The following is a 21,970-nucleotide window of genomic DNA, read 5'->3' as shown; positions in this document are numbered from 1 at the left end:
TAGCGGTGAGGGGTAGAGGGTTACCCTGCTGCGCGATGCTCCGCGACGACCATCTCCACGTCCGGGTGTTCCGGCGTCCACGTGCCGGTCCACACCGCCGTGGTGGTCACCGCTGTGGGCTGCCGGACCCCGCGCACCGTCATGCAGCCGTGGACGGCGGTGATGACGCAGCCGGCCCCGACCGGTGCCAGGCAGTCCTGGACCGCCGAGGCGATCTGCCAGCCGAGCCGTTCCTGCACCTGCAGGCGCGCGGCGTAGTCCGCGACGACCCGGGACAGTTTCGACAGCCCCACCACCGGCGCGCCCGGGGCAGGGCGGTAGGCCACCGTGGCCCGCCCGACGATGGGAAGCAGGTGGTGGGCGCAGGTGGTGACCAGGTGCAGGCCGGCCACGACCACCAGCCCGGGATCGTCCGGCGCGGTGAAGGTGCGGGCCAGATGCCGCCGGGGGTCGGCCTGGTAGCCGGCCAGTGTTTCCTGCCAGGCACGGACCACCCGCCGGGGGGTGTCCGCGGTGTGGTCGGCCTCGTTCACCTCGAGCGCGGCCAGCAGTTCCTCCACCGCGGCCACGGCCCGCGTCGTGTCCATCGGGGTCAGTGGCCTCTCTGCTGGCCCCAGGCCAGCACGTGCAGCCTGTGGCTGGCGTTCAGCCCGGCCGCCGCGGCAGCCTCCACCACCGCAGGCCAGGTCTGGGCCAGCCGTTCCACGCTGGCCCCTTGCGGCATGGCCCACACCTGCCCTGCCGGCCAGCCCCAGCGTTCGGCCAGCCGCGCGGCTTCCTGGACGTCGTCCGCCCCCTCGCACACGATCTTCAGGTGTGCGCGGCCGTCGTGCTGGGCGGCCAGGGCCGGCCACTCTGTGGCCAGGCGGGCTCGCTGACGGCCCCGATGCGTGCCGGCGTTGCGCAGCTTCGGGGACACCACCCACATGGCCACGTGCTGCAGCGACATCGGGGTCGGGCGGACGGTGCCGTTGGTCTCCACGTGGATGGCGCGCTGCTGCTGGGTCAGGGTGCGCAGTAGCGCCGTCCAACCCGGCCGTTCCTGGTGGAGCAGCGGCTCACCCCCGGTGATCACAACCAGGTCGGTGGTGACCTTCGCTGCGATGGTCTCCACCGCGGTGGACGTGATCTCCGTGCGGAGGTCGAACCGGGCCCCGTCCCACGTGTACGAGGTGTCGCACCAGGAGCAGGACAGGTTGCAGCCGCCCAGACGCACGAAGGTGGCCAGCCGGCCGGCTGCCGGCCCCTCACCCTGCACCGTCGCGCCGAACACCTCAGCCACCGGCAAGTGGACAGCGCCGCCCCGCGCGCCCTGGTCGGGGCGGGGCCGGTGGGGGCCGCTCACTGCGCGGCCTCGGCTTCGCGGTAGAACGCCCACGTGCGCGGGGTTTCCGACACCCCGACTGCCACCCGTACCCCGTCGGGTATCGGTACCAGCTGGCGGACCGTGCCGGCCAGGTGCTGGGCCAGCAGCTCTGCGGTGGGGTTGAAATCCAGGCAGGCGTTGAGGTGCTGATGATCCAGTGCGGCGTCGATCCAATCGCGGACCGGGCTGAGCTCCCCGTAGTCCAGGAGAAAGCCGACCGGGTCCAGCGTTTCACCCCGCAACTGCACCCGCACGGTGTAGTTGTGACCGTGGAGGCGGGCACATTTATGGTCGGCAGGGAGTCCGGACAGGCGATGGCTGGCGCTGAACTCAAATGTCTTGCTGATCTCAAATGCGGGCATCGTCAATCCCTCGCGGTGGTGTAGATGGTGGTGGAGTCGTCGTGACCGATGCTGTCCAGCACGCCTTGCACGGCCAGGTGTACCGCGTGCAGGATGTAGTCACCGCCCCACTGCTGCCATTGCGGGGCCGACCATCCGTCGAACGCGGCGAACAGCCGATCGGTCACGTCCTCATTGGTGGCATCCCGGAAAATCTTTTCGGTGAGCTGTTGCAGGCGTTCCCGGATGGCATCGTTGGTGGCTTTGAAGGAGGGGTAGCCGTGGGGACCGGTGGACTCATAGATCAGGGTCACAGAGCCGGTGTGATAGTGCCCGCGCAGGTTCATCGCGGTGTTGACGTTCCCGAAGAAGACCGGGAACGGTCCGACGGCGACAGTTCGCCTCATGTCATGGCCCCTATTCCCTTGGCTGCACGGCCAGTCCAGGACTCTGATGCGTCGGCCAGATAGATATGCAGACCGGCGGCGTGGCGGCGGTGTGCCTCATGCCAGGCTTCGGCCAGGTAGATCTGCGGCCCGGCCGTACCGGGTGCCCCTGCTGACACCAGCGCGGGCTGGGCCACTGCCGGCCGGGGCGGGTAGCCCCGGCCAGGAGGCAACTCGACCGGGCCCAGGCGTGCGGTGAGCCACTGGCTGGCCCGGTAGATCGCTACCGCGCAGGCCCCGGCCACCCGTTCGGGGTCGTAGTGCCGGCGGCTGACAGCGGCCACAGGCAGCCCGTAGGCCTCCAGCACGTGGTGATGCTTCCGTGCGGATTCCACCGAGCCCAGCCGACACTCCACCCACCGGCCGTCATGGAACAGGTTCACCCGGCCGTAGCGCACGCCGGCACCCCAGGTGGAGGAGTCCACGGAGTAGAACCGGTAGCGTTGCAGCAACGGCCAGACGGTCATGCCGAACCCGTGGAACACCGCGGTGCCCTCTGCCATGCGGAAAACCTGGTCCAACCACGGGCGCAGGACTTTCACGCTGTTACCGAGAAGCTTCCCCAGGGCGATGTAGGTGTAGCCTTCGTTCAGGTAGCGTTCCAGGACGCTGACCGGCTCGCCCGTGTGGAAGACGGGCATGGGGTGGAGCCCGTGGACCTCTTCCAATCTCTTCTGGTTGTCGTAGGTGGCACGCGGCGCCCAGATCACATCCAGGTTCGCGTAGATGGTGAACCAGTGGGACCAGCGTTTGACCCACGCGGCATATCCGTCGACGCTGATGTCCAGTCCCAGCGTGCGTGCGCTGTGCGCGCCGGAGTCGGCGAAGAATCTCAGCCGGGGTACGGGCAGACCACCCAGGAAGATATCCAAATCCAGGGTGCGGGCATACACGTAGGACCACAGCAGATTCATGGTGGGCGGCCCCCCGGGGGTGGTCGAGTCGGGGTGCCTCATGTGAGGTGGCCGGTGGAACGAAGATGGGCGATCAGTTTGTCCGTGTCCGAACGCCCCGGGTAGCTGGACAGCAGGGCATGCCAGGCCTCGAACACGTCGCTGGACACGGTCAGCTCGATGCGCGGCATCAGGTCCTGCGGGGCGCCGGCGCCGGCGCCAGCGTCGGGCGCGCTGCCTGTCCGGCCCGCCGCGGCGGGCTGAAGGTGGGGGCCGGGGGGTGCGGCTGGTGCCGGTGGATCCCAGTTGTCGGGGTCCAGCAGGGTCAGCAGGTTGGTCAACTGCCGGTCATCCCAGCCGATCAGAGCTCGCAGGTCGGGATCGGCGTCGTCGATCTCGGCCAGGATGCTGGCCAGTTGGGTGTGGTCCCAGCCCCCCAGCTCCGGCGCTCGGTTGAGCGCGGCCCCCAGCGCCTCCGCGTCCCCATCGGAACGCGATGCCCAGCCGACGCTGACCGGCAGCAGCCACGCGCTGTCCTCGTCGACGGCGATGCCTTCCGGGGGTGACTGCCCGTCCTGCTCCATCGTGAGCAGGGCTTCCAGCCGGCCGTGGCCGGCCACCAGCCTGCCGGTGCGCCCGTCACGGACAACGCTCTCCACGAAGCCGAAGCGACGGATCAGTCCGCTGATCCGCAGCAGGTCATGATTTTTTGCGTTGCGGATCGCGGGCACTACATCACGAACCCGCACGTACTGCACCTCGCGCGCTGCCATACCCCTATCCTCTACCGCTTTCCCCTAGACAATCACCCCTATGGATGGGGTGGAGGGGTGATCGCCGGTGGCGGGCAGGACCTGGCCCGGCAGGTCGACGTCCTGCTGGCCCGCCTGCCCCCTGAACTCCACAGCCGAGCACGCCACGAAGCTGCCCGGCTGGCCCGCAGCCGGGTGGAGGAGCAGACCCGCCGAAACCGGATGGGCTTCTACCGGGATGAGCCGGTGCGCTGGGCCAGGGACCGCCTGGGCGGAGTCCACCTGTGGTCGAAACAGCAGGAGATCATCAACGCATTGCGGGTCCACCGCAAGGTTGCGGTGCCGTCCTGCCACGACGCCGGCAAGAGCTTCGTGGCCGCGGCCGCGGTCGCGCACTGGCTGGACACCCACCCCCCGGGCAGCGCCTTCGCGATCACGACGGCACCGACGTTCCCGCAGGTTCGGGCGATCCTGTGGCGGGAGATCCGCCGCCTGTCCCGGCTGATGAACCCTCCGCTGGGCCGGGTGAACCAGACCGAATGGCTCATCGATGACGACCTGGTCGCCTTCGGCCGCAAACCGGCCGATCATGACGAAGGGGGCTTCCAGGGCATCCATGCTCAGTACCCGCTGGTCGTGCTGGACGAGGCCGGCGGTATCCCCCAGCAGCTGTGGATCGCCGCGGACTCGATCGCGACGAACGAGAACGCGCGGATCCTGGCCATCGGCAATCCCGACGACCCGACCAGCTACTTCGCGCAGGTCTGCGAGCTGCCGTCCTGGCATGTGATCACCATTCCGGCCGCGGAGACCCCGGCGTTCACCGGGGAGCAGATCCCGGATGACCTGCGGCAGGCCCTGCTGTCTCGCGCGTGGGCCGAGGAGAAACGGCGGGAGTGGGGCGAGGACAACCCGGTCTACATCTCCAAGGTCCTCGCGCAGTTCCCGAAGGACGTCGCCTGGAAGGTGATCAAAGCGTCCGATGTCGCCAAGCGCCGCATCGGCCGAGATGAGCCCTGGCCCGCGTCGAAGCTGCGGCCGGTGTGTCTGGGTGTCGACGTCGGCGAAGGGCGCGACTGGACCGTCGTGCGGGAACGCCGCGGCGTGCAGGCCGGCCGAGAGTGGCAGGCCCGGACCCCCGAGCCGGAGCAGGCAGTGAAGCTGATCGGGCAGGCAGTGCTCATCACCGGCGCGAAGACCGTCAACATCGACGCGGGAGGGCCTGGGTGGGGCATCGCCGCGGCGCTGCGGGGCTGGCTGAAACAGCACAAGGTGCGCGGGGTCGCGGTCAACCCGATCCGGTTCGGCGCCAAGTCCCGTGAGCCGGAGAAGTACCTGAACATGCGGGCGGAGCTGTGGTGGGGCGTCGGCCGTCTGCTCTCCGAGCAGGGGGGGTGGGACCTGTCCGTGATGGAGAACGCTGACGACACGACCGCGCAACTGCTGGACCCCATCTGGCGGGAGGGCGCTGGGGACCGGATCGTCATCGAGTCCAAGGAGGAGCTCCGGAAACGCACCGGGCGCAGCCCCGACAACGCCGACGCGTTGTTGCTGGCGTTCGCGCGCCGCGGGGGGCCGGTCGAGCTGGAGTCCGCCGATGACAGCGGGGCACGCCTGCCGTCCGGTCCGAATGGGGGTCGCCAGCCCGGGAGGGCCACCACCCGACCCCTTACAGCGATGTTGTAGATCTCGACTAGAATCAAAATATGAGTCGCAAGAATGCGCATCATCACGGCGAGGCCGCGTCAGAGTCCGACGCGGACAGTGCGGCCGGTGTGCAGAGGGTTCGCGAGAGATTGCGTGCCATCCGCCAACTCCGCGGGCTGACGCAGCAACAGGTCGCCGACCGGTGCGGGCTGACCCGCACCGCGGTCACCGACCTGGAAAGCGGTCGTCGCCGCGATATCAGCCTGGGCCAGGCACTGATCATCGCCAGTGCGTTGGACGTCGACCTGGGCCGACTCCTGGACCCCGAACCGTTGGACATCGTGCTCGCACGCGTCCAATGACCGCGGAGAACCGCACGCCGGGCCATCCCCGCCGCGGAGGTAGCCAGGGAAAGGTCCCGGCCATCCCGGACTGTCCCTGCGTCGAGTGCGGCATCCCGATGCGCCTGGTGGCGGCAGACGCATGGCTGGTCTGCGCAACAACCTGGTGCGCGGCGGCGGGGATGACCATCCCACTGTGGCAGCACCCGCAGGCCGCCGGTGCCCCGGCCGGCTGGCCCCGGCCGCAGATGGACGGCCTTCCCGTCCCCTGGATCACGCTGGTGATCGCCGGCCAGGTCTGGTGGGGTCATCTGCACGGGGAGCGGCGGCGGCTCTGCCAGCAGGACTGGCTCTGCCAGGTCTGCGGCCTGCTGTTGCCCGATTCCGCCGCCGTCTTCGTCGCCGACGGGCGGATCGTCAGCGATACCGCCGTGCACCGCCGCTGCGCGGCGCTGGCGCTGACGGTCTGCCCGGTACTCAGCCGCCCCCAGCGGCCGATGGCACTTGCGACCGCTGAATCTGACGACCTGCTTGCGGACGGTGTGCCGTACCGGCGAGGGGGTCATCTCGGGTACGCAGCCCGCTGGTCCCTGCGCCCTCGCGACCGCGACAGGCGTTGAAATGCAGCGTGGTCGAACGGCGGTAGGCGGCTAGCCAGCGGGGGAAGTCGGCTAGCTCACGGCCGGTGCGCCAGCCAACGGTGATCACGTCGGCCCGCCACGGCGATGTGCGTGCCGCAGGAGAGCGATCCGCCTACGCGGCGGTGACCGCATCGACCTGCATGTTCGCAGTAAGTACCGATCCGGCCCGCGTCCCTGTGGTACATATCCGGTGAAGATCCGCCGGAAGGGGACACATGGACGTCGGATCGATCAACGCGCGGCTCGGTCAGGCCGCCTCCGCCGGCTCCCGCGCGTTGGACCGGGTCTGCGAGGATCTCGCCGCCGAGCTGATCGACGCGAACCTCGAACCCCCCTTCCAGATCCCGTCGGCGGACTTCACCGACGCCCGGCTGATCTGCGCCGACCGCTACTGGCGCCGCCGGTTCCTGCGCGAGCCGACCGTCGAGGTCGCGGCCCGCTGCGCCCGCTGGCTGTACGACCACGCCGAGCCGCCGGTCCGCCCGGACATCATCGAGAGGTGGTCGCTGGGCTACGCCTTCATCACCCGGGACTCCGTCGAGTCCCGCGACGACCTCACCGGCGCTACCCGTCGGATCCTTGAGACCTACCCGGACTCGGCCGACATCTACTTCTTCGCCACGCTGTTCCACGCCGGCAAGCTTAGGGCGAACTTCTGGTTCGACGAACTCGCCTGGTTCCTCGAATCCTCCCTGCTTGCGGTCGCCGCCGGTGAGCACCGTGAGGATCCGCTGTTCACCGCGCTGCGTGCCTATGCCGCGCTTGGCAGCCGCAGCATCCCCACCAGCACGGCACTTGACCTGCTCGAGCGGGCCTGGAGTGCGCCCCGGTCCCGTGCGGTCGTTGATGTCTGCCTCAACGCGCTGGCGGCCGCGCCGCCCTTCCCCGACCGGGGTGGGCAGCTCCACCGACGCGCCGCCGACGCCGTCGCCGCATTCCCGGACGACCATCTGTTCCGGTTTCGGCTCGCGTGCGGCCAACGCCTGTGCGGCGACTACGCCGACGCACTGGCCTCCATCGACACCGCGCTGCGTCTGCTGCCCGCGATCGGCACCCGGATCAGCCACAACCTCCTCCAGGAGCAGTACCTGCGAGAACGCGCCGGCATCCAGCAGAGGCAGGAACTCGCCGCCTCGATCGCCCCTCAGCAGACCCGCGCATCGGAGCAGGACAGCCCCCAACAAGACCGCGCCCACACCCTTGCGGTCCGCTCCCTGGAACTGCTGGTGGTGTTCGCGGTGGCCATCGTCTTCGTCGTCAGCGCGCTCCGGGTCACCCTCACCGGCACCCTCAGCTTCCGCGACCGCGCGCTCCTGCTCACCATCCTCGACGCGGGACTGCTGCTCTTCGCGTTCCTCATCCTCGCCGGCATCTGGACTCTCGCCGGGCGGCGGAAGAGGCCCCCAACCCCTCACCTCGGGCGGTGAACTACTCAGGCAAGGTGTGTCGGTACGCGGCGGTGGCGCTCGGAGCAACGCGCGTCACTGCGCGGGCCGTCGACCAGGTGCCACCACCCCGAGTCGGGCCCGGCACGCACAGTCCGCTTACGGCTGCAACCCCGCTGATCGGTATAGTTTTTCTATGAACAGAGATAATCCCGGATTCGCGGCAATTGTGGCAGCAATCAGAATGGCATATGAGAACGGGGAATTCTCATGGAAGGATCTACTGTCGTTCGCGGTCGCAGCCCAGACGAATTATGATCTGAGCAAGAATCCGCACTACGAGAAGCTGGTGAAGTCCCATTTCCTAGAACCTGGCGTCGGTGTCTTCACTCCCTTGATGGCCGAGGCCATGGTCACCGCCATGCTCGCGGTCCAACAAGAGCGTGAGGGTGCCACCGATAGCTGACGTCGGTAGTCGCGTCTCCGGTATCGGGCGGGAGGTTCCTACCTGCCCTTGCGGGGCTTTCTCTTCTTGGGTTGCGTCCGCTGCCCGCCCGGTCGTACCTTCGCCGCTTTCGCCTCATTCCTGCTTTTCAGGTCTGCGGCTGCGGACTCCAGGATGGCCACGATCCGCCGGCGCAGGTCGTCGCGCTGGGCCGCGCTGGTGGCGGACGCCGGGGTCTCCAGCAGATGACGCTTGACAGCCGCGACCATGTCGATTTCCCACAGTCCCCATCTGCTCGGGCTGTGTGGCAGTCCGGCGTCGCCGCCGAGGAGCTCATCGAGGAACGCCACGGCCTCGTCGTCGCCGACGTCCGTGCGCTCCTGCGGCGGCGAGCCAATGGATTCCGACTCGGCGCGGCGGATCTGACGGACAAGCGTCAGCTTCGCCTGTTCCTGCGACGGGAAAAGAGCTTTCTGGGATGCGAGTGCCGCTGCGACCGCCGCCACGGCGACGACAGCAGCAACATCAGGCTCGACCACCCTGTCCCATGCGCTGAGATGCGCCAGTGCCTGCTCCCGGTAGCTGTCCGGGGCATACTGCTCCACCAGAGCCCGAGGCCGATCAAGGGCGGTGTCGACCGTGGACAGGCCCTTCTCCTCCGCCAGGCGAAGGAAGGTGGAGGCATGGCCAGCCGCGGTCCTGTACGCCATCTTGAACGGCGCCCTGTGGTACGGCCAGCCGCCGTGGTCGCGGTCCCAGGTGGAGAGCTGGTTCAGGACCTCGGCCAGCGTGTCCCTGTCGCCGTCCAGAACGGCGAGCACGATTCGACCGCCGAGCGCGTCCATCTGGCCTGTACGACGGAGCATCTCGGCGGGCAGCTCGAACTCTCGCACGGTTCTCCTGTGATCGCTGGCAGTGCTACCGATAGTCCCACAGGTCGCTGGCGTCGATGAGGTCGGTGTCCAGCTCGACCATCACCCCGTGATGGTCGCTCGCCCCCTCGGGGGTATCGAGCACGGTGTAGCCGATGACGGCCGGCGCGAGGGGTGTCGTGACCCAGATCTGGTCTATACGATCGGTTGCTCCAGTGGGGCGTAGCAGCGTCTCGTCACCGGAGCGGTCGAACATCTCCAGCGCGGCATCCTGATAGCCGCACCGCTCCAACATGCCTGCCACCCGGGTGTCAGGCTGCAGGGTGCCATCCGGCCCAACCAGCGTGCGGGCGGCCCGGTTGTACGGGCGCATCCGACCGTAGGCCGGTGCCGGCCCGCGCGTCGGAGGATAGTTGATGTCGCCGCCCACAAGGGCGAGAGGCCCATACTTGTAGCCGCGGGTCGCGACCACTTTTGCTTCCTGGAGGGCTTTGTCCGGGCTGTGCGGATCGAAATGGGCGGCGACAACGGACAGCGGTTTCCGAAGGCCGATGTCAAACGCGGCCACCCCGAACCCGTGCACCGTGGTCTGCGACCAATCGTCGTTGTACCGTACCCATCGACCGATCGTCGCCCCGCGGTACATGACTGCGGGGCGAATGCCGGTGCTCGACGGCGGGAGCGGGCATGCGTCCATGTCCAGGTCACGCATAGCCCTCGCTAATTGTTTATGACCGTAACGATGCCAGTCGGACGCCTCACACAGCAGCAGCAGATCAGGCCGGTGCGGGGCGATCCGCGCGAGCAGATCCGGCCACCTGTCCTCCGGGTCACCGTCCCCGGTTGCCAGCGCCCCGTTCGCAAGATTCTGCGCAATGATCTTCAAGATCATCCGACGTCCCTTCGGCTGGCAGCCCGACGTCGGGGCGTCACGCCCCTGCCCCTGCCTCTGCAGCGGCGTCGATCAGATCGACGTGAGGGTGTAGGGCGCCCGCCCGACGAGAGGCCCACTCCGGTGACTGCAACGACACGACGACCAGCGTCGGCAGGTCCGCGGTCCCCACGATGACCTCCTCCAGATCGCCCGGCCGGGCCGACAGACCACGGGCGGCGTCCACGGAGTCGAGCACGACCACGACCTTGAGCTCGGTCCGACGCTGGAGGTCCCAGCCGAGCAGGCCCGGGAGCAACGGCCGGATCTGCTCCGGGCGACCAGTGACGACATGGTCCAACGCCGGGCACTGCTCGCGCAGCGTCGCGACCTCCGGCGCGCGGAGAAGGTCCAGCCAGGACGGCTCCCCGTCGCCGCTCACGCTCCGGGCACGGTCGTCGAGAGCCTGCGCGACTCGCAGGCGCGCGATTGTCGGCCCGCACACCGCACGCCGGATGACGTGGTGCGCCAGCGTTACCTCCGGATGCCAGCGTGCCCAGTAGATCAGCAGGCCCAGGTCGAACGCGGGGAAGTCGCCCGGTATCACCGGGCCGACCTCCACCGCTGTCCGCAGCGCCACCAGAAACCGCTCGGGATCGTCGCCCAGCGACGCGACGTCGACCCGCGCGACACGTGTGCGCGCCGGCCGGTGGGCGTCGTCCCCCGCGGCAGGTGTGCGCCCTGACCCCCGGGCGTGGAACTCCCGGACCACCCGCTCGCTCACCTGCAGCCGCCGGGCAGGGTCCGCACCATGGATACAGATCATCCGCCGCGGACGTGCGTCGTCCCACGGCTCCAGACCGGCAAGCGCCCGTGTCACCACGTCCCCCACCCTCGATTCTCCCGCGATAGCTCCAGATAGTGACAGAGTGACCGCGGCTATGCGTGGCTTCGCTGCGCGACGATGAGCGCCACGCCGATAAGGGAGGCCGAGCTGCCATGACGCGCTGGCGCGACGACCACCGTCCCGAGCGACTCGGCGCCGGGTATGGGTGTGGAGCACGCCAGCGTCGCCGGACAGCCCGCCATGACAGTCACAGCATAGCCGGAAAACTGATCCGATCGGCAGACTATTCGCACCAGAAAGGAGCCGGCCCTCGCCGGCAACAGCGCCGCCGCGCAATAGGGATACCGGGGCCGGCCCGGTGCGAACATTCTATGGACCTCCACGACGAATCCGAGGAACTCGATCTCTCATTCGAGGATTACATCCCGGTATTGCGCGGCCGGATGATAGCCAAGCTGCGCGAGCAGTGGACTCTGATCCTCGCACGTCAGCTCGCCCAGAAACTGCAGGCTGAGCAGACGCGCCGCCGGCAGGAATAGGCAGAGACGCTGCTGCGTCGCCCGCCGAGCCGCACCGAGAAGATGCAGGTGCTGAAGAAGGCCGACTGACCGAGGGTCCATCTTCTTCCAACGCCCCGTTCTCGGCGAGGTCGGGGCAGGCGCTTACAGGCTTCCCTTGGTGCTGGGCACGCCCACGATCCGTGGGTCGAGGGTGCAGGCGGCGCGTAGAGCCCGCGCAACCCCTTTGAACTGGGCCTCGACGACATGGTGCGCGTTCCTCCCGCGGGTCACCTCGATGTGCAGGCAGATACGGCTGGCCGCCACGAAGGATTCGAAGATGTGCCGGGTCAGCGTCGTGTCGAACGTACCGATCATGGGGGCGAGTCCTGCCGGCTCGTCGTGGACGAGGTACGGCCGGCCGGACAGGTCCACCACGACGTGCGCGCGGGCCTCGTCCAGGGGAACCGTCACATCGGCGAACCGGGTGATGCCGGCCTTGTCTCCGAGAGCCTGCCGGAATGCCTCGCCCAGCGCGATGGCCGTGTCCTCGACGGTGTGGTGCGCATCGATGTGGAGGTCGCCCACGGTCTTGACCGACAGGTCGAAAAGGCCGTGCTTGCCGAGCTGGGCAAGCATGTGGTCGTAGAACCCGACACCGGTGGAGACATCCACCACGCCCGTACCGTCGAGGTTTACCTCGACCTGCACATCTGTTTCTTTGGTAAACCGCTTCACTGTACCGATCCTGGTCACCTTCATGTCCTTTCCGTTTCTATTCGGCAACGTGTTTTTCTGTCACACCCGCGGGGACGGCCAGGTGCACCACGGTGTGGTGGATGCCGAGTGCGGCGTTCGCCCAGACCAGCGCGGCCACCGTCGCGGCGAGCAGGAGCAGCCCGCCGGTGGTCTCCGCCCGCAGAAAAGCGGCGAACCCGCTGACTCGGCGCATCACAGTGTCGGCGGCGGCCACGCGCCGGCTGTCCATCCGCTGTCGGTCAGCCGCAGGCCGGTGGGAACCCGCCCGCCTGTGGAGAGCGCCGCGAGGCGCAGCAGGAGGTCGACCCGGTCCACCCGACCGCTCGAGGAGTCCAGGAGCGCGGCGATCGTTTCCGCGGTTGCGGCGCCTGTTGGGAGCTGTGCTGTGGCTACCGCCGCCCACAGCTCGCTCGGGCTGACCTCGTCGAGCGGGCGGATGTTTGCGGCCGGCGCCGCGACGAGCTGCGGCTGGCAGGCATAGGCCCGGACCGCCGTGGGGTAGCGGGCGAGCAGGCCCAGTACGGCGAGCAGGTCCAGCCAGCGGCCCGCCTCTCTGTCCGGGACTCCCAGGGCAGCCGCGACGTGCCCGGCGGAGAACAGGCCCGCGCGGGCCGTGCGGGCCGCCGCGACCAGCAGAGACGCCCGCAGAGCATGGACAGATGCCTGCCCGATGTCCTGGACCGTCACCGGGCCCGCCGGCGCCACGGCGGCCGGGCCCCGGCGGGGACCCGGTAGCCGGCGGCCTGCTGTGCGAACGTCGCGGCTGGCACACGTTGTGGGTGCGGCAGGCGGGCACCACCCCGCGTGCCGCACCCCGGCTCCGTCCCTAGGCAGCGGAAGGGGCCAGCTTGGTGGCGGCAGGGGTGCGGTCTCACTGCCCCGGGCCTTCCCGCACGGCGTTGATCGCCTCCCGGCCGACGTCGGTGAGCCGCAGCCCCGGGCCGACCCGGGTGAAATGACCGGCGCGGGTGCGCCGATCCACCCACCCTTCCAACCGCTCCCCGGCGACACCGAGGCGGCGGGCGGCGGTGAGGAGGTCCACGTCGACGTCCAGGGGGTCGGCGCCGAGCACCGTCCACACCTCGTGGTCGGTGAGCGCCCGTGCGAGCAGGTCGCGGGACCGGTAGGTTCCGCGGGCGGTCGCCTGCCACTGGCGGTGCGCGGCACCCCGGTCCGGGCCCAGCAGGAGCAGTCCCCGAACGGCCAGCACCGCGAGGCGCAACGTCACATCGACCCGGTCCACGCGCCGGGAGGTGTCCAGCAGTTCGGCGATGGCCTCGCCCGAGGCCAGGCCGGTCTCGGCCTGGGCGATGATGATCGCCGCCCACAGCTCCCGCGGCAGGATCTCCTCCTGCGGGCGTGCCGCGGGATCGGCGGCCGGCGCCGCGGCGAGCAGCGGGCCGCAGGCATACACCCAGGCATCACTGGGCGCGCGGTACCGCTCGGCCACGCCGAGCAGGGTGAGGTTGTTGAGCAGGGTCGCCGCCTCGTCGACCGGCACCTGCAGACGGTCCGCCAGCAAGGTGGCAGGAAACGTCCCCGTGCGGCTCGCGCACTGGTGTGCCCAGGCCAGGGCCGCGCGCAGCCGACCCGCCTGCACACCGTCCAGGCCCTGGACCGTCGCGGCCCTCGGGCGGATCGCGGGAATCATGAAGCCTCCGCGGACAGCAGTCCCGGGCTCGGCGTGGCTTGTCCCGTCGCCGCCCTGACGTAGGTGATCGTCCCGGAGGTCTCGGCCGGGGACCGCAGGGCTGTCGCGAGGTGCTGCAGGGGGACTGCCCAGTCCCAGCGGGCCGGCGGCCCCGGATCCTGCACCAGCGCGTAGTCGCCGATCGTCGCGGTCACGAGGACCATGTGGCCCTCGAACCCGCCCCGGTCCCGGCGGGCGAGGACCGCGGCGTCCAGGCACAGCAGCGGCAGCCAGCCGGCGTGCAGGCGGCTCGGCAACAGCCGCGGATCAGGGATGCCGGGGGCGAAGGACACCTGTCTGCTGGCCAGACAGCGGGTGATCGCCGCGCGCTCCCGATCGAAGTCGCTGATCGTCATCAGGTAGGTCAGGGATTCTTCGTCCAGGCCCGAGCGTCGCAGCTCCGCCTGCGGGTCCCGGGTCAATGCGACAGCGTCGAGTGGGTCCTCGTGCCGGACCTCAAAGCCGTTCTCGGCGAGCCAGGCGAGCATCGCGTAGGGCCACGTTTCCACCCCCGGCCGGAAGCCGGTGATCTGTTCGGCCTCGGCGAGGGTCAGCCGCTGCGGATGGCCTAGCCTCTCCACCGCCATGACCAGACATGCCTGCGCGCAGTGCAACCCGTCCGGTGACGCCACACGACTCGCCTGCGGCGTCACGGGTCGGTGTACCGGCCGATCGACGGAGTGCTCGTCGTCGCCGAACAGCAGCCGTCGCACGTCCTCGTCGGTCACACAGCCTCCTCGATACCACGATCGAGCCGGGGGCGGCGTGGCTCGTCTCCCCGCTGGGATGCGGCTGGCGGCTGCGGGCAGCCAGGGCAGGCATCCGGCAGGTCTGCCCCGGGACCGGCCAGCGGGGCGGCCGTCCCGGCCGCCGCCACCAACGCGGGCAGGTTGACGATGCTGATGGCGCGGCGGCCCAGCGTGAGGACACCCGTGTCCTGCAGACCGCTCAGCGCACGCTGCACCGAGGGAAGGGACGCACCCGCGAGCTCCGCCAGCTCGGCCTGGCTCAACGGGATCACCACCGATCCCGCCGCGTCGCGCCGGTCCGCGAAGCCGCGGGTCAGGTCGAGCACCGTACGCGCCACGCGCACGGGGACCGGCGCAAGACCCGTGATCCACTGCCGGGTCGCCTGTCGGAGGAGGCGGCACTGCGCGCGGCAGTACGCCTCCGCGGCGGACGGGTGCGCGGCGAGGACCTCCGCGAATCGGTCGGCCGGGATCCGCCGGACCAGCGTGAGCGCCCCCGCTGTCACCCGCAGCCCGCCCACCGCCGCCACCGACTCGGCGCCCACCACCTCACCGCCGTGATGCACGGCAAGCATGACCGTCGTCCCGTTCTGCGCCGCGGCGGTGACCGTCACCCAGCCGGAGAGCAACACGACCACGAGCCGGCCCACGTCGGGTTCCGCCAGAACGGGCTCACCCGCGGCGACCACGTCTCCATGCCCCATGCTCAGGACGGCGGCCCGGGCCTGCGGGCTCAGGGTGCCCAGGAACCGGCCCGCCCACCGCTGTGTCTCCCGGCCTGGCCCGCCGAGGGTACGGGGGCCGGCGTGCAGGTGCCGCACCTGCGCCCTATCGCCCCTCATGGCAGATGCGGGTGTGTCAGCGCCAGCAGGATCAGGGCCAGCATCGCGGCCACCGCCACGACGCATTCCGCCACCGGCGGTCCCGCGTCCCCGGGAGCCCGCCCCGGATCCCGCTTCTGCATCATCAGCGCACCGATCCCGGCTGGTCGAAGACCTGCCGTGTCCCTCGGCTGCCGCCACCGCGGGCAGACCCGGCAGCTCGGTGTTGGTGGGACGCCGGATTCTCCGTGCAGCCGGTCGTCGTTCGGCCAGGGCAGCGTGAACACGAACGAGGTCATGTCCAGACGCAGCGTCAGCCGGTCTCCCTCGACGGCGACGAGGACCGCGGACGCCTGTTGGCTCTCCCCGTCGTCGCACAAGATCACGTCTCCCACGGCGGGCACGCCGCCCGAGAGCCGGTCGGCTCCGACGTTGATGAGGTCGCCTGGCTCGATGGTGTTGAAGTCGACGGAAGCAGTGGGGGTCATCGGTTCTCCCTTCTGATCGCCGGTGGGCAGCCGGGGTGGGTGGGGTGCGCGGGAAGGGCCCGGTCGGGAACACGTCGGGGGGGCAGCGCAGCTCTGCGACCTGGCACCGCCGCCCACCACTCCCGCGGCACGCTCGTGTCGCGCGGCCATCCGCCGCCGGGCGGACGCGACGGAGGGGGGTCGGCAGCAGCCGGACCGCGGGGAGGACAGAGCGGTCCAGATCCCCTGCCCCGCAGGTCCGGACGGGCATCCGCTCGAACCTCTGCACCCGGAGTCGACTCACCCGGCATCCTGGACCTCCGTCGGCGATCCGAGCAGACCCGGCGTGGCCCGTCCCGTCATCGGGGTGCGGGGCGCGGTGGCCGGTGCCGGGTGGTGCCGTGGCCGGATGTAGGTGATCGAGGCGGGCGGTCGGCCGACGCGCAGGGAGTCCTCGACGAACTGCCGCGGGGCGTGCCAGTCCCACTGGGCCGGCGGTCCGGGGACCTGGAGGACGGCGTCGTCCCCGTCGATCGCGGTGAGTAGCACGGTGGACCGCGGATGCTGCAGGTGGATCATGCCGATCCACCCGTCCTTGATCCGCCGGGCGGCATCCTGGAGATCGGGGGTGCGGTCCTGGAACACCACGCCCGCGGCGAGGCCGCGGCGCAGTGTCGCGGCCTCGCGGGCCAGGTCCCGGCTGGCGCGGACCTGTGGGGCCTGGGTGAACGCGTCGATGTCGAGGGCTTCGACGTGCTCGACGTCATGGTCGGTGCCCGCGAGCCAGGCGAGCATCGCCGACGGCCGGGGTTGCACCCTCGGCTGAGGTTCGATGATCGTGTCGGCTTCGTCCAACGTCAGCCGGGTGCGGTGACCGAGGAGGTCCCAGGCCATGAGCAGGCATGCGTGCAGGTCACGGCCTCCGGTCAGGGCGTTGGGAATGTGGCGGGGAACAGCGGACCCTGGCCGCCGGGCCTCTGTGGCGGGGTGGCTGGCTGCCGGGCTGGTGGGGGTTTCGCCGAGATGTTCGCGGGCGAGCGCGGGGAACGCGGCGTACGCGCTGGGGCCGGGGTGGTGCAGGGCGTGGCGGGCCAGCGCGTCGCCGAGGTCCGGGCCGGGCTGCGGGTCGCCGCGCAGCGTCGCGGTGAGGATCCCGGCGGCGAACAGGGCCCCGGCGGTCGGGGTCAGGATCTGCCCGGCCGGCAGCGGATCATGCCGGTAGACGGTGGTCTCCAGATCCTCGCCGAGGTCACGGGTGAGCAGCGCCCCGCCGGGCTCGCGCAGCACGACGGTGGCTGGTTCGGCCAGCCGCGCCAGGATGCTGTGGGCCGCATCGACATGCCCCTGCCCCGGCGGGTCCGCGGCGCGCCTCTGGGCGAGGGCGGTGCACTGGGCGGGGGTCAGGTGCAGCAGGGAGCCGAGCGCGAGCAGCGCGCTCACGGTCGGGTCGGGGCTGGCCGCCCAGAATCCCGGATCGATACTGATCGTGATGCTGGGCTGGCGGGCGTGCACGGCTCCCAGCAGGTCCAGCAGTGCCGCAGCGGCCTGCGTGCCCGGCACGCTGGTCAGGTGGATGATCCGGGCGCCGGCCAGGTAGTCCACCAGCGCCGCGCGCTGGGCGGCCAGATGGTCGGGCAGGGCGGTGGTGGCCCCGGGCTGGGTGAGCAGGGTCTGCTGCCCGTCCGGTCCGGGCAGCGTCAGGCACTTCTGCGCCGGCGCGTCGGCGGCGAACAGAAACCGGGTGTCGATCTGCAGGTCGTCCAGGGTGGTCCGGATCGGGGTCACACCCGCCGGGACCTGCCCGGCCATCCCGACCACGCCCAGGGGCAGCGTCGGGTCGAGGTGGCGCAGCGCGGCGAGGGCGGTGAACGCGGGCCCGCCGAGGGTGATCGTGTCGACGGTCCCGGCCTCGGCCGGGTCCAGGCGCATCCTGGCGGGCAGCAGCGTCTCCCCGCCGATCGTGACGTCGATGCCCGCGGCGGCCAGCGGGCCCCGCAGCCGGCCCCACCCCGCCGGGTCGGCCAGCCGGTAGTCGACGGGGAACGCGCCGATCCCGACCACGGCCGGCACCGCCGGTTCCCCGGCCCCCAGGTCCGCGCGTGCCGGCGGGCCGGTCATGACGCCCCCCGGGACGCGATCGGCCCCTCGCTCTCCGGCCGGCGGCCGGCGTCGTGCGCGGGCAGCGCGGGCATGCCGGGACGCCGACCGGGACGCTGCAGCTCCGCGGCTGCGTCGGCATACCAGGCGTGAAGCAGGTCCACCCGGCGGGTGTGGGCGCGGAACACGGCTTCCTGCTCGCGGGTGAGGACGCCGGCCGGCACCTGCGGTGGGCGTGCGGAGAGCCGCAGCAGCGCCGCACGGCTCTGCGCGAGGAACCGGCCGCGGCGCCGTCCCGGCCGCGGGCGGGGGGTCACCGGTTCTCCCCGCAGACCACGCAGCCCTGCGCCGCCGGCCCGCAGCGCAGGCCGTCCACAGGCACCGGCTCCCCGGCCAGCTGCTGCAACGCGGCCAGGTCGACGATCCGGATACAGCGGGAGCTGGAGACGATGTCGAGTGCCCCCGCCTGCCGCAGGCCGCCCACCGCGGCCTGGACCGGGGACACCGACCGGCCCAGCATCGCGGCGAGGTCGCGTTGGACCAGCGGGATCCCGCCGGTGTGCGTCGGGTCCTGGCCGAATGCCCGATGCTGCTCGAGGAGCAGCCTGGCCACCCGGCGCGGGACCGGGAGGTGCGGGGCCGCCCACCATGCCCGGCGGGCGGCGCGCCGCTGCGCGCACAGACTCTGCCGCCACGCCGCCCCGGCCCCCGGATGGGTGGCCAGGAACGCGGCGACGTCGCCGGGCGGGATCCGCCGTAGCCGTGTCGTGCTGCCGGCGGTCACCGTCGCGGTCCGCGGGCTGCCCGGCCGTTCCGCCAGGATGTCGCCGGGATGGTAGATGTCGTGCAGCACCACCCGCCCCGACGGCGTGATGCTGGTGCTCCGCGCCCAGCCGGCCACCAGCAGCACCACCTCGTCGGCCGGCATGTCCTGCTGGACGATCACCGTGCGGGCGTCGAGGACCTGTTCCACACCGAGGGTGAGCGCCGCCGCCCTACCCGCGGCATCGAGCAGGCCCAGCCACCGTCCCGACCACACCGCCGTTCCCGCGGTCATCTCCCCCACCTGCACTTCAAGACCTCTCCCGTCCGTACCGGCCGTGGCCCGCACGGACGATCTACACGTGTGCCACGACGATGATCAGAACGCAGGACAGGAAGAAACCCGCGAGGCACACGTCCGCCGACCGCGTCGCCTCCTCGATGTCCCGCCGGGTCTGCTCGGGCAGGCCGTCGAGATCCGCCCCCCGGACCCGCCGCGACCGGCAGATGCCCATCAGCCGCGGATCGGCGTGGCACCGGACGCGGACGCGATGAGCCGCTCCACCACCTCGCGGGAGGTGCGGTGCGCGCCGAGCGGCTGGGGTTTGCGGTCGCCGTGGTAGTCGCTGCCCCCGGTCGCCTCGACACCGAGATCGGCGGCGAGCCCGCGCAGCCGGCGCTGCTGCTCGGCGTCGTGTTCGGGATGGAAGACCTCGATCCCGAACAGACCGGCCGCGGCCAACATGGCCAGATGCTGGTCGGTGAGCAGCCCGCCGCGGTCCTTGCGCAGCGGGTGGGCGAGCACCGTGACCCCGCCCGCCGCCTCGACCAGCCTGATGGCGTCGATGGCGTCCGGCTGCCATTTCGGCACGTGGTAGCGGCCACCGGATGCGAGCCACTCCGGCGTCCACGCCGCCCCGACGTCGGCCAGGGCACCGACGTTGACCAGGGCCTGGGCAATGGCCGGTTTCCCGATCGACCCAGTCCCGGCCAGCGCCTGCACCGCCTCCCAGGTCACCCGGTGGCCGTCCGCTGCCAGCAGCGCCACGATTTCCCGGGCCCGCCGTTCCCGGTCGGCGCGGACACGGCCCATCACCTCGCCCAGCGCCGGGTTCTCACGGTTGAACAGGTAGGCCAGCACGTGCACCGTGCGCGGCCGGTCGTTCACCGTCACCGAGCACGACAGCTCCGCGCCCGGCAGCAGCGTCAGCCCGCGGGGCAGCGCGCCGGCGGCCTCGTCGATACCGCTGGTGGTGTCGTGATCGGTCAACCCGAGGTATTTCAGTCCCGCCTCGGCGGCCAGGCCGACGAGTTCCTTCGGGCGGACGGTGCCGTCCGACTCGCTGGAATGGGAATGCAGGTCAGCATCGTCGTGGTCGCTCACAGGACCCTCGACAGCATGAGAACAATCGCGACGAGCGCAGCGGCACCGAGCACCCGCAAGCACTTGCGGGTGAATCGCTTGTACTCCGCCAGGAGCTGAGCGTTCACGTCGCTTTCATCGTCGGGCGGCATCGCATCTCCAGAGGTCGGCGTCATCGCGGGTCGCCGGGAGTGTGAAAGGGAGTCCACATCGGGGCGACCCTGCTCGGCCAGTGGCACAGCGGGTCCCTCTCGCGGGCAAGGTGGTTGCCGATCGCCTGCGCGATCTGCCAGGCGGCGAGCGGAATCCCCACGGCGACGGCCTGGTCGAGCGCCCGCCGGTAGGCCTCGTACCACTCGGGCCCGCTGCCCGGTGGAACGGCACGGTCCGGACGCGGATCGACGCGGACCGCGTCGATCTGCACGACCGGAGTCGCGAGCGTGACGGGCAGGGCCGTAACCGGGCTACGCACACCGTCGACGGCGCCCACCGGGGCCTCACGGTATTGGAATCCCAGGCCGACCATGACGGGCAGCAGTCCGACGGCGCGCGCCGCCCAGATCACCTCGCCTTCCAGTACCCGCTGCGAGACCGGCCCGTCTTCGGCCAGCGCGGGCGTGAACACCCGGCCATGCGCCGGCTGAATGAGGCTGACCCACCCGCCGCGGCGCACCACCCGGGCGATCTCGGCCAGTGCCGGAGCAAGTGGGCCCCGCAGCGCGTCGTTGCCGACGACGAGCCCCACCGCGCCGTCGTCCAGCGCCAGCCCGTTCCAGACCTGGGCGTCGTCGCCTGCGAGCACCACGACCTCGGTGCCGGCACCGGCGTGCTCGGCCACCTCACGGGACAGCTGCGGGTCCCCGCCCACATCCAGCACCCGTGCACCGGACCCCAGGTCGGCTCGTGCGTACACCAGGTCCCTCAGCCCTGCCCCGCCGACCAGCAGCGGCAGTGGATCCTCCTCTGCGAACGTCCACCGAGCCCGGCGGTCCGCCTCGCCGCTCATCGCCCGCGGCCCAGCTCACCGCCGCGCCCGACGGCGGGGGTGGTCGCCGGCCGGGTGGGCCTCATGCCGACCCCTGCCGTTCCCGCCGGGACTCTCTGCGCGTCCCAGCGACCAGGTCGTCCCAGCGCCGCCGATGTCTACCCAGAGCGTCCATGATCGCCCGCTCTGCTTCCGGGCGAGGGCTGCGGATCGGCTCGGCCAGCAAGGGGAGACGGCGCGCGGGCCCGGCGACGGGCGCCAGCGGATCTCCCGCCACCCGTCGCGCGGCCAGGACGACCATCGGCGTGGACATCGTGACTGGCCCGGTCGCGGTCGCGTCCTGCCACACCTCGGCGTACCGGTCGGCCAGCGTCACCCCGGCCGCGGCGGTGATCCGATCCAGCGGGCCGGGTATCCCGGCCGCAGGCCCCTCACGCAGGTAGTCATCCAGATCCCCGGCCCCCACCTTCCGGTGGGCGAATCCCAGATGCAGACGGGTTGGACGCAGACCCTGCTCGCGGGCCTCCCAGATCAGCTCCTCGACCACCGCGCCCCGCTGGTGCGGAAACGCAGCGAGCAGCGCCGCGTCGAGGGCCCGGCGTTCCCCGCCTGTCCACCCGCCCAGATGCAGGCCCGCGAACGTACAGGTGTGATCCGACTGGGCCAAACCGAACCAGCCCCCGATCCGCAGCACCCGGGCGATCTGGCCCATCCGGGGCCGCACCGGCACCGTGGTGAACCCCTCAACGGCGAGAACACCGTCAATGCAGTCCTCCGGCACCGACTCCAGCGTCTCCACCGGCTGGCCCGCGCTGGCCCACGGGCCCGGCAGGTCCTGGTTGGACAGGGTCAGGACCGAGCCCGCACCGGCCCCCTCCAGCAGCAACTCCCGCACCGTCTCGGAATCCACTGCCCCATCCACCTCGATAGCGG

Annotated in this window: 29 protein-coding genes; 6 read left to right on the top strand and 23 right to left on the bottom strand. The window is 71.0% G+C overall.

All coding sequences use genetic code 11. The annotated features are described in order from the left end of the window. Nucleotides 1-20: 20 nt before the first annotated feature. The 6 genes from folE to FRAAL_RS11935 are packed head-to-tail and all read right to left on the bottom strand — an operon-like array spanning nucleotide 21 to nucleotide 3,666. Nucleotides 21-587: a GTP cyclohydrolase I gene (gene folE, locus FRAAL_RS11960; protein WP_011603899.1), complete on the bottom strand. Its 567-nt coding sequence runs from the start codon at nucleotides 585-587 to the stop codon at nucleotides 21-23. A gap of 5 nt (nucleotides 588-592) precedes the next feature. Next, the gene (locus FRAAL_RS11955) at nucleotides 593-1,282 is read right to left on the bottom strand and encodes a 7-carboxy-7-deazaguanine synthase QueE (protein WP_197537269.1); all 690 of its coding nucleotides are present in this window, start codon (nucleotides 1,280-1,282) and stop codon (nucleotides 593-595) included. Nucleotides 1,283-1,341: 59 nt separating this feature from the next. Continuing rightward, nucleotides 1,342-1,728 (bottom strand): 6-carboxytetrahydropterin synthase, encoded by a 387-nt coding sequence (locus FRAAL_RS11950; protein WP_041939200.1) that lies wholly within the window; start codon nucleotides 1,726-1,728, stop codon nucleotides 1,342-1,344. Nucleotides 1,729-1,730: 2 nt separating this feature from the next. After that, nucleotides 1,731-2,114, bottom strand: a complete 384-nt coding sequence (locus FRAAL_RS11945) for a hypothetical protein (protein WP_011603896.1) — start codon at nucleotides 2,112-2,114, stop codon at nucleotides 1,731-1,733. Then, complete coding sequence (locus tag FRAAL_RS30425) at nucleotides 2,111-3,067, bottom strand: hypothetical protein (RefSeq protein ID WP_157892071.1); 957 nt, start codon at nucleotides 3,065-3,067, stop codon at nucleotides 2,111-2,113. The genes FRAAL_RS11945 and FRAAL_RS30425 overlap by 4 nt, the downstream gene beginning before the upstream one ends. 38 nt (nucleotides 3,068-3,105) lie before the next feature. Further along, a complete protein-coding gene (locus FRAAL_RS11935) occupies nucleotides 3,106-3,666 on the bottom strand; it encodes a hypothetical protein (RefSeq protein WP_162137472.1) in 561 nt (186 codons plus the stop codon). Between FRAAL_RS11935 and FRAAL_RS11930 the strand changes: the two genes are divergently transcribed. From FRAAL_RS11930 to FRAAL_RS11910, 5 genes are all read left to right on the top strand, one after another. After that, nucleotides 3,655-5,484: a hypothetical protein gene (locus FRAAL_RS11930; protein WP_157892069.1), complete on the top strand. Its 1,830-nt coding sequence runs from the start codon at nucleotides 3,655-3,657 to the stop codon at nucleotides 5,482-5,484. The two genes, FRAAL_RS11935 and FRAAL_RS11930, sit on opposite strands and share 12 nt — an antisense overlap. A 20-nt stretch (nucleotides 5,485-5,504) precedes the next feature. Further along, nucleotides 5,505-5,807, top strand: coding sequence for a helix-turn-helix transcriptional regulator (locus FRAAL_RS11925; protein WP_011603892.1), 303 nt, complete (start codon nucleotides 5,505-5,507; stop codon nucleotides 5,805-5,807). Nucleotides 5,808-5,968: 161 nt separating this feature from the next. Next, a complete protein-coding gene (locus FRAAL_RS11920) occupies nucleotides 5,969-6,406 on the top strand; it encodes a hypothetical protein (protein ID WP_041939198.1) in 438 nt (145 codons plus the stop codon). A gap of 236 nt (nucleotides 6,407-6,642) precedes the next feature. Beyond that, the gene (locus FRAAL_RS11915; protein ID WP_011603890.1) at nucleotides 6,643-7,854 is read left to right on the top strand and encodes a hypothetical protein; all 1,212 of its coding nucleotides are present in this window, start codon (nucleotides 6,643-6,645) and stop codon (nucleotides 7,852-7,854) included. Between the two features lie 154 nt (nucleotides 7,855-8,008). Further along, a complete protein-coding gene (locus FRAAL_RS11910; protein WP_162137471.1) occupies nucleotides 8,009-8,278 on the top strand; it encodes a hypothetical protein in 270 nt (89 codons plus the stop codon). Nucleotides 8,279-8,316: 38 nt separating this feature from the next. On the opposite strand, the gene FRAAL_RS11905 is transcribed toward FRAAL_RS11910, so the two are convergent. From FRAAL_RS11905 to FRAAL_RS11895, 3 genes are read right to left on the bottom strand one after another with little or no spacing between them, the layout of a single operon-like run. Continuing rightward, entirely contained in the window at nucleotides 8,317-9,150 is an 834-nt protein-coding gene (locus FRAAL_RS11905) for a hypothetical protein (RefSeq protein WP_011603888.1), read from the bottom strand. A 25-nt stretch (nucleotides 9,151-9,175) separates the two neighbouring features. Beyond that, nucleotides 9,176-10,021 carry an endonuclease/exonuclease/phosphatase family protein gene (locus tag FRAAL_RS11900; RefSeq protein WP_011603887.1) on the bottom strand — a complete coding sequence of 282 codons (846 nt, stop codon included), beginning with the start codon at nucleotides 10,019-10,021 and terminating at the stop codon, nucleotides 9,176-9,178. A 37-nt stretch (nucleotides 10,022-10,058) separates the two neighbouring features. Further along, entirely contained in the window at nucleotides 10,059-10,883 is an 825-nt protein-coding gene (locus FRAAL_RS11895) for a hypothetical protein (RefSeq protein WP_157892068.1), read from the bottom strand. A gap of 335 nt (nucleotides 10,884-11,218) precedes the next feature. Here FRAAL_RS11895 and FRAAL_RS32955 point away from each other — a divergent pair, with 335 nt between their 5' ends. Then, nucleotides 11,219-11,386 carry a hypothetical protein gene (locus FRAAL_RS32955; RefSeq protein WP_157892067.1) on the top strand — a complete coding sequence of 56 codons (168 nt, stop codon included), beginning with the start codon at nucleotides 11,219-11,221 and terminating at the stop codon, nucleotides 11,384-11,386. Nucleotides 11,387-11,509: 123 nt separating this feature from the next. On the opposite strand, the gene hisB is transcribed toward FRAAL_RS32955, so the two are convergent. From hisB to FRAAL_RS11830, 14 genes are all read right to left on the bottom strand, one after another. Continuing rightward, entirely contained in the window at nucleotides 11,510-12,106 is a 597-nt protein-coding gene (hisB, locus tag FRAAL_RS11890) for an imidazoleglycerol-phosphate dehydratase HisB (protein WP_197537268.1), read from the bottom strand. Nucleotides 12,107-12,119: 13 nt separating this feature from the next. Further along, the gene (locus FRAAL_RS11885; RefSeq protein WP_041939196.1) at nucleotides 12,120-12,317 is read right to left on the bottom strand and encodes a Na+/H+ antiporter NhaA; all 198 of its coding nucleotides are present in this window, start codon (nucleotides 12,315-12,317) and stop codon (nucleotides 12,120-12,122) included. Continuing rightward, complete coding sequence (locus FRAAL_RS11880; protein WP_011603881.1) at nucleotides 12,296-12,790, bottom strand: hypothetical protein; 495 nt, start codon at nucleotides 12,788-12,790, stop codon at nucleotides 12,296-12,298. The genes FRAAL_RS11885 and FRAAL_RS11880 overlap by 22 nt, the downstream gene beginning before the upstream one ends. A gap of 184 nt (nucleotides 12,791-12,974) precedes the next feature. After that, nucleotides 12,975-13,754, bottom strand: a complete 780-nt coding sequence (locus FRAAL_RS11875) for a hypothetical protein (RefSeq protein WP_011603880.1) — start codon at nucleotides 13,752-13,754, stop codon at nucleotides 12,975-12,977. Beyond that, nucleotides 13,751-14,521, bottom strand: a complete 771-nt coding sequence (locus FRAAL_RS11870) for a hypothetical protein (RefSeq protein WP_041939194.1) — start codon at nucleotides 14,519-14,521, stop codon at nucleotides 13,751-13,753. Before FRAAL_RS11870 ends, FRAAL_RS11875 begins: the two co-directional genes overlap by 4 nt. Then, a complete protein-coding gene (locus FRAAL_RS11865) occupies nucleotides 14,518-15,384 on the bottom strand; it encodes a Crp/Fnr family transcriptional regulator (RefSeq protein WP_157892066.1) in 867 nt (288 codons plus the stop codon). The genes FRAAL_RS11870 and FRAAL_RS11865 overlap by 4 nt, the downstream gene beginning before the upstream one ends. Continuing rightward, entirely contained in the window at nucleotides 15,381-15,851 is a 471-nt protein-coding gene (locus FRAAL_RS11860) for a hypothetical protein (RefSeq protein ID WP_011603877.1), read from the bottom strand. Before FRAAL_RS11860 ends, FRAAL_RS11865 begins: the two co-directional genes overlap by 4 nt. A 279-nt stretch (nucleotides 15,852-16,130) precedes the next feature. Next, nucleotides 16,131-17,948 (bottom strand): PfkB family carbohydrate kinase, encoded by a 1,818-nt coding sequence (locus tag FRAAL_RS11855; protein WP_011603876.1) that lies wholly within the window; start codon nucleotides 17,946-17,948, stop codon nucleotides 16,131-16,133. Then, nucleotides 17,945-18,244, bottom strand: a complete 300-nt coding sequence (locus FRAAL_RS11850) for a hypothetical protein (protein WP_041939193.1) — start codon at nucleotides 18,242-18,244, stop codon at nucleotides 17,945-17,947. The genes FRAAL_RS11855 and FRAAL_RS11850 overlap by 4 nt, the downstream gene beginning before the upstream one ends. Further along, on the bottom strand, nucleotides 18,241-18,984 hold the full coding sequence (locus tag FRAAL_RS11845; RefSeq protein ID WP_157892065.1) for a Crp/Fnr family transcriptional regulator: 744 nt from the start codon (nucleotides 18,982-18,984) through the stop codon (nucleotides 18,241-18,243). Before FRAAL_RS11845 ends, FRAAL_RS11850 begins: the two co-directional genes overlap by 4 nt. A gap of 61 nt (nucleotides 18,985-19,045) precedes the next feature. Beyond that, complete coding sequence (locus FRAAL_RS32950) at nucleotides 19,046-19,204, bottom strand: hypothetical protein (protein WP_011603873.1); 159 nt, start codon at nucleotides 19,202-19,204, stop codon at nucleotides 19,046-19,048. Beyond that, on the bottom strand, nucleotides 19,204-20,073 hold the full coding sequence (locus FRAAL_RS11840) for a PHP domain-containing protein (RefSeq protein ID WP_011603872.1): 870 nt from the start codon (nucleotides 20,071-20,073) through the stop codon (nucleotides 19,204-19,206). Before FRAAL_RS11840 ends, FRAAL_RS32950 begins: the two co-directional genes overlap by 1 nt. 151 nt (nucleotides 20,074-20,224) lie before the next feature. Beyond that, nucleotides 20,225-21,058: a class I SAM-dependent methyltransferase gene (locus FRAAL_RS11835; protein WP_011603870.1), complete on the bottom strand. Its 834-nt coding sequence runs from the start codon at nucleotides 21,056-21,058 to the stop codon at nucleotides 20,225-20,227. Nucleotides 21,059-21,119: 61 nt separating this feature from the next. Beyond that, nucleotides 21,120-21,947: a hypothetical protein gene (locus tag FRAAL_RS11830; protein WP_041939191.1), complete on the bottom strand. Its 828-nt coding sequence runs from the start codon at nucleotides 21,945-21,947 to the stop codon at nucleotides 21,120-21,122. Nucleotides 21,948-21,970 lie beyond the last annotated feature (23 nt).

The organism is Frankia alni ACN14a (assembly GCF_000058485.1).
GTDB lineage: Bacteria > Actinomycetota > Actinomycetes > Frankiales > Frankiaceae > Frankia > Frankia alni.
The sequence above is the reverse complement of the archived record's forward strand: the minus strand, read 5'-3'. Positions and strand labels throughout refer to the sequence as shown.

Excerpts from the sequence above, each read along its gene's own strand:
- folE (WP_011603899.1), bottom strand. The coding sequence starts at position 587 with ATGGACACGACGCGGGCCGTGGCCGCGGTGGAGGAACTGCTGGCCGCG.
- FRAAL_RS11950 (WP_041939200.1), bottom strand. The coding sequence starts at position 1,728 with ATGCCCGCATTTGAGATCAGCAAGACATTTGAGTTCAGCGCCAGCCAT.
- FRAAL_RS11945 (WP_011603896.1), bottom strand. The coding sequence starts at position 2,114 with ATGAGGCGAACTGTCGCCGTCGGACCGTTCCCGGTCTTCTTCGGGAAC.
- FRAAL_RS30425 (WP_157892071.1), bottom strand. The coding sequence starts at position 3,067 with ATGAATCTGCTGTGGTCCTACGTGTATGCCCGCACCCTGGATTTGGAT.
- FRAAL_RS11925 (WP_011603892.1), top strand. The coding sequence starts at position 5,505 with ATGAGTCGCAAGAATGCGCATCATCACGGCGAGGCCGCGTCAGAGTCC.
- FRAAL_RS11920 (WP_041939198.1), top strand. The coding sequence starts at position 5,969 with ATGACCATCCCACTGTGGCAGCACCCGCAGGCCGCCGGTGCCCCGGCC.
- FRAAL_RS11915 (WP_011603890.1), top strand. The coding sequence starts at position 6,643 with ATGGACGTCGGATCGATCAACGCGCGGCTCGGTCAGGCCGCCTCCGCC.
- FRAAL_RS11910 (WP_162137471.1), top strand. The coding sequence starts at position 8,009 with ATGAACAGAGATAATCCCGGATTCGCGGCAATTGTGGCAGCAATCAGA.
- FRAAL_RS11900 (WP_011603887.1), bottom strand. The coding sequence starts at position 10,021 with ATGATCTTGAAGATCATTGCGCAGAATCTTGCGAACGGGGCGCTGGCA.
- FRAAL_RS32955 (WP_157892067.1), top strand. The coding sequence starts at position 11,219 with ATGGACCTCCACGACGAATCCGAGGAACTCGATCTCTCATTCGAGGAT.
- hisB (WP_197537268.1), bottom strand. The coding sequence starts at position 12,106 with ATGAAGGTGACCAGGATCGGTACAGTGAAGCGGTTTACCAAAGAAACA.
- FRAAL_RS11875 (WP_011603880.1), bottom strand. The coding sequence starts at position 13,754 with ATGATTCCCGCGATCCGCCCGAGGGCCGCGACGGTCCAGGGCCTGGAC.
- FRAAL_RS11865 (WP_157892066.1), bottom strand. The coding sequence starts at position 15,384 with ATGAGGGGCGATAGGGCGCAGGTGCGGCACCTGCACGCCGGCCCCCGT.
- FRAAL_RS11860 (WP_011603877.1), bottom strand. The coding sequence starts at position 15,851 with ATGACCCCCACTGCTTCCGTCGACTTCAACACCATCGAGCCAGGCGAC.
- FRAAL_RS11855 (WP_011603876.1), bottom strand. The coding sequence starts at position 17,948 with ATGACCGGCCCGCCGGCACGCGCGGACCTGGGGGCCGGGGAACCGGCG.
- FRAAL_RS11845 (WP_157892065.1), bottom strand. The coding sequence starts at position 18,984 with ATGACCGCGGGAACGGCGGTGTGGTCGGGACGGTGGCTGGGCCTGCTC.
- FRAAL_RS32950 (WP_011603873.1), bottom strand. The coding sequence starts at position 19,204 with ATGGGCATCTGCCGGTCGCGGCGGGTCCGGGGGGCGGATCTCGACGGC.
- FRAAL_RS11835 (WP_011603870.1), bottom strand. The coding sequence starts at position 21,058 with ATGAGCGGCGAGGCGGACCGCCGGGCTCGGTGGACGTTCGCAGAGGAG.